At 67.4% G+C, this 11952-nt stretch carries 12 protein-coding genes; 6 read left to right on the forward strand and 6 right to left on the reverse strand.

Annotation, left to right across the window (positions count from 1 at the left end; translation table 11 throughout):
• Positions 1-158: 158 nt before the first annotated feature.
• The 4 genes from VPH41_RS19570 to VPH41_RS19585 are packed head-to-tail and all read left to right on the forward strand — an operon-like array spanning position 159 to position 4677.
• Positions 159-1703 carry an MFS transporter gene (locus VPH41_RS19570; protein WP_328571202.1) on the forward strand — a complete coding sequence of 515 codons (1545 nt, stop codon included), beginning with the start codon at positions 159-161 and terminating at the stop codon, positions 1701-1703.
• 27 nt (positions 1704-1730) lie between these two features.
• A complete protein-coding gene (locus tag VPH41_RS19575; protein ID WP_328571203.1) occupies positions 1731-2801 on the forward strand; it encodes an HlyD family secretion protein in 1071 nt (356 codons plus the stop codon).
• Positions 2798-4246: an efflux transporter outer membrane subunit gene (locus tag VPH41_RS19580; RefSeq protein WP_328571204.1), complete on the forward strand. Its 1449-nt coding sequence runs from the start codon at positions 2798-2800 to the stop codon at positions 4244-4246. Before VPH41_RS19575 ends, VPH41_RS19580 begins: the two co-directional genes overlap by 4 nt.
• A complete protein-coding gene (locus VPH41_RS19585; protein WP_328571205.1) occupies positions 4243-4677 on the forward strand; it encodes a hypothetical protein in 435 nt (144 codons plus the stop codon). Before VPH41_RS19580 ends, VPH41_RS19585 begins: the two co-directional genes overlap by 4 nt.
• Before the next feature lie 9 nt (positions 4678-4686).
• Here VPH41_RS19585 and VPH41_RS19590 read toward each other — a convergent pair whose 3' ends face one another.
• The 5 genes from VPH41_RS19590 to VPH41_RS19610 form a co-directional block, all read right to left on the reverse strand.
• Complete coding sequence (locus tag VPH41_RS19590) at positions 4687-5475, reverse strand: ATP-binding cassette domain-containing protein (protein WP_328571206.1); 789 nt, start codon at positions 5473-5475, stop codon at positions 4687-4689.
• A gap of 10 nt (positions 5476-5485) precedes the next feature.
• The gene (locus VPH41_RS19595) at positions 5486-6550 is read right to left on the reverse strand and encodes a FecCD family ABC transporter permease (protein ID WP_287778321.1); all 1065 of its coding nucleotides are present in this window, start codon (positions 6548-6550) and stop codon (positions 5486-5488) included.
• Complete coding sequence (locus VPH41_RS19600; protein ID WP_328571207.1) at positions 6547-7473, reverse strand: heme/hemin ABC transporter substrate-binding protein; 927 nt, start codon at positions 7471-7473, stop codon at positions 6547-6549. The genes VPH41_RS19595 and VPH41_RS19600 overlap by 4 nt, the downstream gene beginning before the upstream one ends.
• Complete coding sequence (locus VPH41_RS19605) at positions 7461-8552, reverse strand: hemin-degrading factor (protein ID WP_442906298.1); 1092 nt, start codon at positions 8550-8552, stop codon at positions 7461-7463. Before VPH41_RS19605 ends, VPH41_RS19600 begins: the two co-directional genes overlap by 13 nt.
• Positions 8553-8772: 220 nt before the next feature.
• Entirely contained in the window at positions 8773-9672 is a 900-nt protein-coding gene (locus VPH41_RS19610) for a DMT family transporter (protein WP_152283738.1), read from the reverse strand.
• Positions 9673-9903: 231 nt separating this feature from the next.
• Between VPH41_RS19610 and gcvA the strand changes: the two genes are divergently transcribed.
• Together gcvA and VPH41_RS19620 are read left to right on the forward strand one after the other, a co-directional pair.
• Entirely contained in the window at positions 9904-10848 is a 945-nt protein-coding gene (gcvA, locus tag VPH41_RS19615; protein WP_328571209.1) for a transcriptional regulator GcvA, read from the forward strand.
• Positions 10845-11189, forward strand: coding sequence for a hypothetical protein (locus VPH41_RS19620; RefSeq protein WP_328571210.1), 345 nt, complete (start codon positions 10845-10847; stop codon positions 11187-11189). Before gcvA ends, VPH41_RS19620 begins: the two co-directional genes overlap by 4 nt.
• 138 nt (positions 11190-11327) lie before the next feature.
• On the opposite strand, the gene orn is transcribed toward VPH41_RS19620, so the two are convergent.
• Positions 11328-11912: an oligoribonuclease gene (gene orn / locus VPH41_RS19625; protein ID WP_193317150.1), complete on the reverse strand. Its 585-nt coding sequence runs from the start codon at positions 11910-11912 to the stop codon at positions 11328-11330.
• Between the last annotated feature and the right edge of the window lie 40 nt (positions 11913-11952).

Below are 11952 nucleotides of genomic sequence, written 5' to 3' on the forward strand. Positions count from 1 at the left end.
GCCAGACAACAAGCCCAACGACAAAGACCGGGGTCGGCCCCATAGCCTCCCCATCCATCATTGCGCCAGACACAATCCAGACTTCATCAATTATCAATTTTCACAAGATTAACGGCTACCTATACTGCGTGGACTGATACTCATCCACGGAGTTCCCTGTGTCTGCTGTACCCATTTCCGGCGCCGTCCCCGCGGCCGCGCCGTCGTCCCCACCACCCGCGCCGCCCGTACCGGCCGTCTTCGGCCTGCGCCTGGCCACGGGCCTGGCCGGCGTGCTGCTGGCCGTGCTGGTGTCCGGCCTGAATGAAAACATCACCAAGGTCGCGCTGGCCGACATCCGCGGCGCCATGGGCATCGCGCGCGACGACGCCAGCTGGCTCGTCGCCCTGTATGCGGCCGCCTCGGTATCGGCCATGGCGTTTGCGCCATGGTGCTCCGTCACCTTTTCGCTGCGCCGCCTGACGGCCGCCGCCATCATCGTCTGCATGGCCGCCGGCGTCCTGTGTCCGTTCGCGCCGAACCTGTCCGTGCTGGTCGTCCTGCGCGTGGTGCAGGGCGCGGCGGGCGGCGCCCTGCCGCCCATGCTGATGACGGTGGCGCTGCGCTTCCTGCCGCCCAACATCAAGCTGTATGGCCTGGGCGGCTATGCGCTGAGCGCCACTTTCGGTCCCAGCCTGGGCACGCCGCTGGCCGCCTTCTGGACCGAATACCTGGGCTGGCAATGGGCGTTCTGGCAAATCGTCCCGGGCAGCATCGTCGCCCTGCTGATGGTGTCCTGGGGCTTGCCGCAAGACCCGCTGCGCCTGGAACGCTTGCGCCAGTTCGACTGGCGCGGCTTGCTGCTGGGCCTGCCCGCCATCAGCATGCTGGTGGTGGGATTGCTGCAGGGCGAGCGCCTGGCGTGGTTCGCTTCGCCGCTGATCTGCGTGCTGCTGGGTGGCGGCCTGCTGCTGCTCGTGCTGTTCTTCCTCAACGAATGGTCGCATCCGCTGCCGTTCTTCAAGCTGCAGCTGCTGTCGCGGCGCAACCTGAGCCACGCCCTGCTGACCCTGGGCGGCGTGCTGTTCGTGCTGCTGGCCGCGATCCTGATTCCCTCGTCCTACCTGGCGCAGGTGCACGCCTACCGCCCGCTGCAGACGGCGCCCGTGATGCTGATGGTGGCGCTGCCGCAATTGATCGCCCTGCCGCTGGTGGCCGCCCTGTGCAATATCCGCGCCGTCGACTGCCGCTGGGTGCTGGCCATCGGCCTGGCCTTGCTGGCCCTGTCCTGCGTGCTGGGCGCGCGCATGTCGCCGGACTGGATACGCACGCATTTCTACCTGCTGCAGGCGGTGCAGATCTTCGCCCAGCCCATGGCCGTGATCCCCTTGCTGCTGCTGGCCACCACGGGACTGGCGCCGCAGGATGGCCCGTTTGCCTCGGCCTGGTTCAACACCATCAAGGGCATGTCGGCCGTCGTCGCCACCGGCGTGCTCGAGGCGCTGATCACGCGCCGCAACCATTTTCATTCGACGGTGCTCAGCGAACGCCTGGGCAACCTGCCCGGCGCCGTGGACGTGCCGGGCCTGGCGCAGCGCATGCATGCGCAAGTCGTCACCCTGACCTCGTCCGACCTGTACCTCACCGTGGCCGCCATCGCGCTGGCCATGATTCTGATCATTCCCATCCTGCCGACGCGCGTCTTTCCGCCGCGCGCAGCCTGATTTCCATTGTTACGAAAGAACTTCACCATGCAAAAACCCATACTGCGCTCGCGCGCATTTCTTCTCGGCCTGGCCTTGCTGGCCTGCGCCCTCGCCTTCACTGCCTGGCGGCTGCTGTTTTCCCCCGGCGAAGAGCAAGCCACCGACGACGCCTTCGTCAGCGCCGACTACACCGTGCTCTCGCCCAAGGTGGGCGGCATCGTGCGGGAAGTGCTGGTGGCGGACAACCAGGGCGTGACGGCGGGCCAGCTGCTGGTGCGCATCGACGACCGCGACTACCAGGCGGCCGTCGCCTCGGCGCGCGCCGACGTGGCCAGCGCCGAAGCCCAGCTGGCCACGACCCGCGCCACGGTGCAGCGCCAGCAATCGGTGATCGAGCAAGCCGCCACCCTGGTCGACGCCAACCAGGCGGAAGACACACTGGCGCAGCAGGAGCTGGCCCGCTCGACGCACCTGGCCGGCCAGGGCGCGGGCAGCGTGCAAAGCGCGCAGCAGGCGCAGTCGCGCTTCGACGTGAGCCGCGCGCGCCTGGCGCAAAACCGCGCCGCCCTCGTCTCCACCCGCAAGCAGACGGAAATTCTGCAGGCGCAGCAAGGCGCGGCCGAGGCAGCCCTGCTGCGCGCCCGCGCCGGCCTGCAGCGGGCCGAGCTCGACCTGTCGCACACGCAGCTGCGCGCCCCCATCGACGGCACCGTGGGACGCCGCGCCGTGCGCGTCGGCGCCCTGGTGGCGCCCGGCGCCAGCCTGCTGGCCGTGGTGCCCCTGAACCGCACGTTCGTCGTGGCCAACCTGCAGGAAACCCAGCTGACCCGCGTGCGCCAGGGCCAGCGCGCCAGCATCGCCATCGACGCCTATCCGGGCGTGCTCCTGCGCGGCACGGTGCACAGCATCGCGCCCGCCACGGGCGTGACGTTTGCCGCCATCGCGCCGGAAAACGCCACCGGCAACTTCACCAAGGTGGTGCAGCGCATCCCCGTCAGGATCGCGCTCGATCCCGGCCAGGATGGCGACAGCCGCCTGCGCGTGGGCATGTCGGCCGAAGTGCGCATCGATACGGCCATGCGCCGTCAGGACATCCAGCAGGTGAGCGCGCGATGAAAGCACTGATACTCTTCACGGCCCTGGGCCTGGCCGGCTGCGCCAGCGTCGGCAGCGTCGGCAGCGATTTCCAGCGTCCGCACCATGACCTGGGACAGCAATGGCGCCAGGCGCAGCATGCCCGTTTCGCCGCAAGCGAGGATGCCGCCATCGAGCAACGCTGGTGGGACGGCTTTGGCGACGCCACCCTGTCCTCCCTGCTGCAGCGCGCCGCCGGCGCCAACCTCGACGTGCTGGCGGCAGCCAGCCGGCTGGAACAAAGCCGCGCCGCGCGCGGAGTCATCGGCGCCGCGCAAGGCCCGTCCCTCGGTGCAAATGGCGGTGTCAGCCGCGCGCGCAACAGCGAACAGGGCTTGAGCGACCCGTCGCGCCACAACGGCCAATCCGCCTACAGCCTGTGGCAAGGCAACCTCGATGCGGCCTGGGAGCTGGACCTGTGGGGCCGCGTGCGGCGCGAAGTGGAAGCGGCCGACGCGCGGGTCGAGGTGGCGCTGGAAACGCAGCGCGGCGTGCTGCTGGCCGTGCTGGCCGAGACGGCGCGCGACTACATCGAGCTGCGCGGCGCGCAGCAAACCCTGGCCATCACGGAGCAAGTGCTGGCGACCGCCCGCCATACCCTGGACCTGACCCGCATCCGCCTGCGCGAAGGCGTGGCGACGCAGCTCGACGAGGCCGAGGCAGCGGCCCACGTGGCCACCATCGAAGCGCGCCTGCCCCCATTGCAGCAGCGCGAAGCGCGCCTGGGCAATGCCCTGTGCCTCCTGCTGGCGCTGCCGCCGCACGCCCTGCAGGCGGAACTGGCGGCCGGCATGGCCATCCCCGCCGTGACCATGCAGGTGCAGCTGGGCGTGCCAAGCGGCCTGGCCGAACGGCGTCCCGACATCCGCCGCGCCGAAGCGCAGCTGCACGCGGCCACGGCCGATGCCGGCGTGGCGCACGGCGATTTTTATCCGCGCATCACCTTGTCGGGCAGCGTCGGCCTGCAAGCGATGCAGCTGTCCGACTTCGGCTGGGACGCCAAGCGCTTCGCCTTCGGTCCCGGCTTCAGCGTGCCCCTGTTCGATGGCGGCCGCCTGCGCGGCAAGCTGCAATTGCGCGAAGCGCAGCAGCAGGAAGCGGCCATCGCCTACCGCCGGACGGTGCTGGCCGCCTGGCACGAGGTGGAAGATGCGCTCTCGGGCTACCAGGCCAATGCCCGCCGCCAGGCCAGCCTCGATGAAGCCGTAAAGCAGGGACGGCGGGCGCTGGGCAGCGCGGAACTGCAGTACCGCCAGGGCAGCACGGACCTGATCAACGTGCTGCATGTGCAAAACACGCTCTTGAACAACGAAGCGGCGCTGGTCGACAGCCGCGCCACCGCCTCGCTGTCGCTGGTCCAGGTCTACAAGGCGCTGGGCGGCGGCTGGCAGGCATTTTCAACCCCATCGCAAGGAAGCACGCCATGAAACCGCATCCCGCCCATTTTTCCATCCACGACGTCAGCGACTTTCCCATCGTGCGCTTTCGCCCTGAAACGGCCGTCACCGGCTATGCCCCGCTGTGGGAAAACGACATGGATGCCCTGCTGCGCCACGGCGAGCCGTTCGTCCTGCTGTTCGAAGAAGATCGCAGCGAGGAAGCGCACGTGGACCGCAAGCGGCGCGGCCTGTGGCTCAAGCACAACAAGGTGGCGCTGGCCGCCATCTGCCGCGGCCTCGTATCGGTCGAGCGGGATGCGCAGAAACGCGTGCAGATGCAGGCCATGGCGGCCGGCGCCATGAAAGCGTTCGGCATCCTGCAGGAGGTGGCGGCCACGCGCGAACAAGCCGACGCCCTGATGGTGTGGCTGCTGGGCAGCGGCCAGATGGCGCGGCCGCGCGCGGCCGACGTGTGGTAAACCAGTCCGTCAGGCGGCCCTGCGGACGGCGCTTCTGGCAGGGATGACGCACACGTCGCCATCGCCGTTGGTCGCCGTCGTCAGGGCGATGCCGTACAGCGCAGCGAGCGCCGGCACGGCGCCGGCACCGCTGGCGATGTCGGCGACCAGCTGGCCCGAACGCACCAGCAGCAGCCGCTCGAAGCCCAGCAAGGCGTGATTGATGTCGTGCAGGATGGCGATGACGGCATGGCCGCGCGCGGCGCAAAACTGCTGCAGGCTGTCGAGCAAATCGAACTGCAGGCCGGGATCGAGCGCCGCCAGCGGTTCGTCGACGAGGATCAAGCCGTTTTCCACGTCCCACATCTGCGCGAAGATGCGCGCCAGCTGTACCCTCGCCTGCTCGCCGCCGGACAGGGTGTCCAGGCGCCGGCCCAGCAAATGCGTGGCGTGCGCCAGGGCGGCCGCGTCCTGCACGATCTGCCCCAGCAGCGGGTCGACCAGGCGCGCCACCCGCCCCAGGCCGATCACCAGCTCGCACTGCAGTCCGAAGGCCACGTTCGAGCCTTGCGGCAGGACGGCGCGGCGCAGGGCCAGTTCGGCCAGCGGCCACTGCGCCAGCGGCCGGCCCGCAAACGCCACCTGGCCCGCCTGCGGATGCAGTTCGCGCGCCATCAGTTTGAGCAGGGTCGACTTGCCCGCCCCGCTGGGGCCGAGGATGGCGACGCGCTCGCCCGGCGCCACCTGCACGTTGAAGGGACCGAAATACTGCTGGCCCAGCTGCATGGTGGCAAAGGAAAGTTCCAGTATCGGCGTCATGTGCATCCTTTCAGGCGCTGCCGTGGCGGAAACGGCGCAACAGCATCAGAAAAAATGGCCCGCCCAGCAAGGCCGTGAAAATGCCGACGGGGACTTCCGCGGGAATGGCCACCGTGCGGGCCAGGGTGTCGGCCAACAGCAGCAGCAAGCCGCCCATCAGCATGGACAGGGGCAGCACGCGCCGCTGGTCCGCCCCCAGCCAGGTACGCACCAGGTGGGGCGCGATCAGGCCGATGAAGCCGATGCCGCCGCACCAGGCGACGGCAAAACCCGTCAGCACGGCCACCAGCACGATCACCTGCGTGCGCAAGCGGCCCACGTCGATGCCCACGTGCAGGGCCTGCGCCTCGCCCAGGGCCAGCGCGTTCAATGAGCGCATCAGGAAACGCGTGGCCCACAGCGCCCCGGCCAGCACCAGCAGCAAGGCCGCCACCTGGCGCCAGCTGCCGGCCGACAGCGAGCCCAGGGTCCAGAAAGTCAGGGTGCGCAACTGGTCGTCGCTGGCCAGGTAGATGCACAAGCCCATGGCGGCCACCGTGATGGCGTTCAGCGCCACGCCCGTCAGCAGCAGGCCGACGATGGAACCGGGCGTGGCCCAGCGGGCCACCCGGTCGAGCAGCACGCAGATCAGCATGGCGCCCGCGAACGCGGCGGCCGGCAGCAGCCACACGCGCAGCTCGGGCGCCACGTGCAGGCTGGCGGCAAAGACGATGGTGGCCGCGCCCGCGCAGGCGGCGCCGCTGCTCACGCCCAGCAGGCCAGGATCGGCCAGCGGATTGCGGAACAGTCCCTGCGTCAGGCCGCCGGCCAGCGCCAGCGCGGCGCCGATCAGCGCGGCAAACAGGGCGCGCGGCAGACGGATATGCCACAGCACATACGCGCCGCCGGACAGCGACTCGCCGCCAGCCTGCAGCGGCGCCAGCCAGTCGGCCAGAGTCACGGGCACGGCGCCCGCCTGCACGGCAACGAGCAAGCCGGCGGCCAGCGCCGCGGCCAGCAGTCCGGGGGCGCCCCAGCGCCGGACATGCCAGGACATGCGCCAGGACACAGCCGGCGTCATCGCGCGCACGTTCATGCGGCCATGGCTTGCGCGAACGCGGCATCGAGTTCGGCCAGCGCCTGCGGCATGCGCGGACCAAAGCCCAGCAGCAGCATGGCTTCCTGCGACACGATGCGGTGCTTGCGCCCGGCCGGCGTCTGCGCCAGCCCTGGCAATTTGAGGATGCCGTCCACGCCGCCCGAAGCCTTCAAGCCCTGGTCCGTGACGAGCACGATGTCGGGCCGCGCGGCGATCACGGCTTCCGGCGTGAGCGGCTTGTAGCCGGCGAAGCCGCCCTGCCCGCCCATCACGTTGACGGCGCCCGCATACGCGAGCATGGCGTCGGCGCCCGTCTCGCGCCCGCCCACCATCACCTGGTTGGGTGCATGGGCGAGGATGAACAGCACGCGCACGGGCGCATGCTGGCGCTGCCGGACCTTGGCCAGGGCGCCGCTCCACTGCTGCCGCAGGCTGCTCGCCAGGCGCGCGGCGGGTTCCACGCGGTCCGTGATCTGGCCCACCTGTTTCACGCGGTCGAGCAAGCCTTCGAACTTGTTATCGGCATTGAGTACCGCCACCGGCACGCCGGCGTCGCGCACCTGGCGCAGCACCGTTTGCGGCCCCGCCTCCTCGGTGGCGATCAGCTGCGTGGGCGCCAGCGCCAGCACGCCTTCGGCCGACAGGGTGCGCGCATAGCCCACCTGCGGCAGCTTCTGCGCCGTGGCCGGATACAGCGACGTCGTATCGACGCCCACCAGCTCGCCCTGCGCGTCGAGCGCATAGACGATTTCCGTCAGGGCCCCGCCCACGCTGACGATGCGGCGCGCTTTCACCAGCGGCTTGCCCGCGTCGCTGACGGCGGCCAGCACCTGCATCGGTGCGGCCAGGGCCAGCGCTCCCGCCCCCATTTTTTTCAGCGCGATGCGGCGCGCCACGCTGGCGGCGATCATGCGGCGCATAATTCGCCCTCCTGCAGCACGCGCTCGACGACGTTGCGCCATTCGCACAGTTCATGCACGCCCGGTTTGCGTTCGCCGAAGAACATGACGATGGTGTCGCCCTTGGCGTCGAACAGTTCCACGGACGTCACCAGGCCATCGACCGTGGGCTTCTTCACCACCCAGGCGCTGGCGATATGGTCTTCGCGCAAATGCAGGTTGAAGCGCTGGTCCAGGACATTGATCCACGGCCCCATCACGGCGATCTTGTGCACGGGTCCCGAATGGATCTGGATCATGCCGGCATTGCCGACGAAGGCCATGATGGCCACCTTTTCAAGCGCAGCGCTATTGAGCAGGTCGAGCACGCAGGATCTGTCGAGCTGCTGCACGAAACGCGCTTCGGCCAGGCGCAGGCCCTGCAGGCGCGACACCGAATATTTTTTCAGCACGGTGAAAAATTCATGCGTGTCGCGCAAGTCCGCCCAGGCGGCGCGAAAGCCGGCCACGTCGATCTGCGCGTCGGGCAGTTCCGCCGGCGGGGCCGCCGGCGCCGTCACGGCAATGCCGGCCGCCTGGTCCGCGTCGGCAAAACGCGCCACCAGCGCGTCGTACGCGGCCAGGTCGCTGTGCGGCTTGAGAAAAATCTTGTGCACGGCGTGGCCGGCCGCATCGAAAAATTGCAGGCTGCGCTGCACTTCGTGTTCGCCCATCTCGCGCACGGCAAAGCCATGCGCCCAGTGGCGGTAAAACACGCGCAAGTCGATGTCGCCTCCCAGCACCAGGCCGATATGGTTGTTGTGGCTGGTCTTGCGGTAGACGCCCGTCTTTTCATGCACGCACGAGGCGTTGCGCGTCAGCGCCATGACTTCGCCCAGCGGTTCCAGGGCGGCAATGATGGCCGGCCAGTCGGCCTGCAGGCGCTCGGCGCCCAGCAAGGCGCCATCGGCCAGCGACAGGCCCGCATGCGCGGCAATCAGCTCGCCCTCGGAAATGGCCAGCTCCTCGGCGATGTCGCGGTGGCGGGCTTTTTTCTCCCGACGCAGGCGGGCAAATTCGCTGGCGACCAGCTCGGTATTGCAAATGGGGAACGTGCTCAACACGGTGTCTCCTTTCAAGGCGAACACTGGCTGGCATGGGCTGGCTGGTGGTGGGGGAATCTTGAAATCAATTATAAATGAGAATCATTCGCAATCAAGACTTATTTGCGTGCGCGTGCCACGGCAGGGGGAGAGGCGAAAAAAAAGCGCCACGACAGGAAACCCGTCGCGGCGCCAAAGGAGACCGATCGATACAGCCGATCAGTTCAGGAAAACAGGATCAGGCGCTGGCCTGCACGGCCGGCATGGCCGCCGGCTTGGGCGCGGGACGCTGCGCCAGCAGGACCACGGCCGTCAGCACCATGGCGCCGCCCAGCAATTGCGTGCCGCTGACGGATTCTTTCAGCAAGGTCACGCCGAAGGCCATCGTGATGACGGGCTCGAACGTGGAAATGATGGACGCCTTGGCCGCGCCGATCTGCGCCACGCCGGCAAAGAAGGCGGCGATCGCGATGGCCGTCGAGAACAGGGCGATGGCGCTGACGGCCAGCCAGCCCGTCGCCGTGCCCGGCAGAGACACGCCTTGCCACAAGGCAATCGCGCTGTTCGACAGGCCGGCCGTGCCCAGGATCACCACGCAGGCGGCCAATGGGTGAATATTCTCGCGGCTTTTCGACAGGCTGTTGCCAAACAGGATGTACACGGCGTACACGCCGGCCGCCATCAAGGCCAGGGCAATGCCGATGGGCTGGCCCTGCAGCTTGCCGCCCAGGGTGGTGGCCATGCCGGCGATGGCCAGCGCCAGCAGCACCAGCATGCGCCGGTCCAGCTTTTCCCAGCCCATCGCCAGCGCCAGGATGGTCACCAGCACGGGGTACACGTACAGCAGCATGCCGCACAGGCCGCTGCTGGCATACATGAGCGCATTGAAATAGCCTTGCGACTGCGCCGTGTACATCAGCCCCATCAGCATGTAGCCGGCCAGCAGGCGGCCGCGCGGCAAGCGCCAGCCGCCCAGCCACACGAGCGGCAGCAGCAGCATGGCGGCGATAACGAAACGCAAGGCCAGCATGGTCGACGGGTTGACCCCGGACGCATATGCCGCCTTGGCAAACACTGCGGAACTGCCGAAACCGGCGGCCGACAGCAACACCAGCGCAACGGCGCGGCGATCAGACATGACTAAACCTCTTAGAGTACGCCTGGGCAAACCTGCTGCGCGTCGCGCAGTGATTTTCCAGGCGTTGTAAATATAAATACCCAGCAAGGCCGGGAGATGTTCATGCGTGAATCCTATTGCGGGTCGCTTCACGCATAGCCGGCATCATATTCGCTTGCGCAAAATGAAACAAACCAATATTCTTCACGGATAGGCCGAATATTACTGAGGCTCAATCTCTTGAAGAGTGCCATGTCACGTCCCTTGCCACCGCTCGCCGCCCTGCACGCCTTCGAGGCGGCCGCCCGCCATGAAGGCTTCCAGCGCGCGGGCGAAGAATTGCACGTCTCGGCCGGCGCCATCGGCCACCATGTGAAACAGCTGGAAGCGTGGCTGGGCATCGTGCTGTTCCAGCGCCTGCCGCGCGGCGTGGTTCTCACCAATGCGGGCCAGCGCTATGCGGCGTCGCTGGGGCCCATCCTCAACCAGCTGGCCGACGTGTCCGAGCAGGCGCGGCGCCAGGGCGATGACAAGGTGGTCACGGTGACGGCCACCAGCTCGCTCGTCTCGCGCTGGCTGATGCCGCGCCTGGGCCGGCTGCGCGACCGCTATCCGCAGATCGAACTGCGCGTGCTGGCGTCCATGCACCCGGTCGACCTGGCGCGCGACGGCGTGGACGTGGCCATCCGCCTGGGACCGGGCCGCTATCCGGGACTGAAAGTGGATTTATTGATGGAAGAATGGTTTTCCGCTGTCTGCAGCCCCGATTTCCGCGCCAACGCGGCCAGCCTGCGCCAGCCCGCCGACCTGCTGCGCTACCCGCTGCTGCACGACGAGCCGGAAGTGCACCTGCCCGGCGAAATCGACTGGACGCGCTGGCTGCACAGCTGCGGCGTGCATTACAGCGGCAATAGCGGCAACAGCGGCGCGCGCTTCTCGCACACCTATCTGTGCCTCGATGCGGCCGCCAGCGGCCAGGGCGTGGCCATTGCCGCCAGTCCCCTGATCGGCGACGATTTGCGCTCGGGCCGCCTGGTGCGCGTGTTCGAGCACGCGGTGCGCGGACCCCACTGCTATTACCTGCTGCGTTCGCCCCAGGAGGAAACGCGGCCCCTCGTGCATGCATTCTGCGAATGGCTGATCGCCGAGGCGCGCGCCGACCAGGAAACCGTCTGGCCCACCGTGGAGACCGCATGACAAGCAAGGAATTGGCGCGCAGCGCGCATTACGTCGTCACGCACGACTACGAACATGCCAGGGTGACGGCGGCCGATGGCCAGCAAGCCAGCGTGGGCGAGTTCTATGGCGACCCGGCCGTGGCCCTGATCGATGCGCAAGAAAAATGGTGCGCCGTGGCGGGCGAGGGATTGGTGCTGTGCCGGCTGGAGCAGCCGTTCGGGCAGTGCACGGCGTACTTCCGCGAACCCGGAGCAACCGTCTGGATCACGGACTTGCGGCAAACGGGGCCGTTTGCGCTGGAGTGGCAGGATGAAGATGGCGCTTGGCACACCCTCGATTTTGACTTTGATACGATGTAACAGAACCTTCGCGACGCCTCACAAAACCGTAGCGAGCGGAAGGGAGAGGTGGCTAAGAAGCGCAACCGTACGAAAGTACGGTGAGCATCGCAGGCCGCCTATACCGACGCGCAGTAGGTTTTGTGAGGCGTTTTCAACTTACAATTTGATGAAGTGCTCGCGGTAGTACTTCAGCTCTTCGATCGATTCCAGGATATCGGCCAGGGCCGTGTGCTTCTGGTGTTTCTTGAAGCCGGTGGCGATTTCCGGCTTCCAGCGCTTGCACAGCTCTTTCAATGTCGATACATCAACATTGCGATAGTGGAAGAACGCTTCCAGCTTCGGCATGCCGCGCACCATGAAGCGGCGGTCCTGGCCGATGGTGTTGCCGCACATGGGCGACTTGCCAGCCGGTACGTATTTCTTCAGGAACGCGATCAGTTCCGCTTCCGCCTGCGCTTCCGTCACGGTCGACGCTTTCACCTTGTCGATCAGGCCGGAGCGGCCGTGCGTGCCCTTGTTCCAGGCATCCATCTTGTTCAGGGTTTCATCCGATTGATGAATCACGAACACGGGGCCTTCGGCCAGCAGGTTCAGGTGCATGTCCGTCACCACCACCGCCACCTCGATGATGCGGTCGGTATCGGGCTCCAGGCCCGTCATTTCCATGTCGACCCACACCAGGTTCATCTCATTTGGACGTGGCAGGACGGCGGGTGCGGCTAAATCGGTCGCTTGTGACATAATTCTCTCTTGGCCTAATCAAACTAAATAATCAGCCATT

It is taken from the genome of Janthinobacterium sp. P210006 (assembly GCF_036231885.1).
GTDB lineage: Bacteria > Pseudomonadota > Gammaproteobacteria > Burkholderiales > Burkholderiaceae_D > Janthinobacterium > Janthinobacterium violaceinigrum.

Coding starts and splice junctions, on each gene's coding strand:
- orn (WP_193317150.1), bottom strand. CDS start 11,912: ATGTCACAAGCGACCGATTTAGCCGCACCCGCCGTCCTGCCACGTCCA.
- VPH41_RS19595 (WP_287778321.1), bottom strand. CDS start 6,550: ATGAACGTGCGCGCGATGACGCCGGCTGTGTCCTGGCGCATGTCCTGG.
- VPH41_RS19575 (WP_328571203.1), top strand. CDS start 1,731: ATGCAAAAACCCATACTGCGCTCGCGCGCATTTCTTCTCGGCCTGGCC.
- VPH41_RS19580 (WP_328571204.1), top strand. CDS start 2,798: ATGAAAGCACTGATACTCTTCACGGCCCTGGGCCTGGCCGGCTGCGCC.
- VPH41_RS19585 (WP_328571205.1), top strand. CDS start 4,243: ATGAAACCGCATCCCGCCCATTTTTCCATCCACGACGTCAGCGACTTT.
- gcvA (WP_328571209.1), top strand. CDS start 9,904: ATGTCACGTCCCTTGCCACCGCTCGCCGCCCTGCACGCCTTCGAGGCG.
- VPH41_RS19620 (WP_328571210.1), top strand. CDS start 10,845: ATGACAAGCAAGGAATTGGCGCGCAGCGCGCATTACGTCGTCACGCAC.
- VPH41_RS19590 (WP_328571206.1), bottom strand. CDS start 5,475: ATGACGCCGATACTGGAACTTTCCTTTGCCACCATGCAGCTGGGCCAG.
- VPH41_RS19610 (WP_152283738.1), bottom strand. CDS start 9,672: ATGTCTGATCGCCGCGCCGTTGCGCTGGTGTTGCTGTCGGCCGCCGGT.
- VPH41_RS19600 (WP_328571207.1), bottom strand. CDS start 7,473: ATGCGCCGCATGATCGCCGCCAGCGTGGCGCGCCGCATCGCGCTGAAA.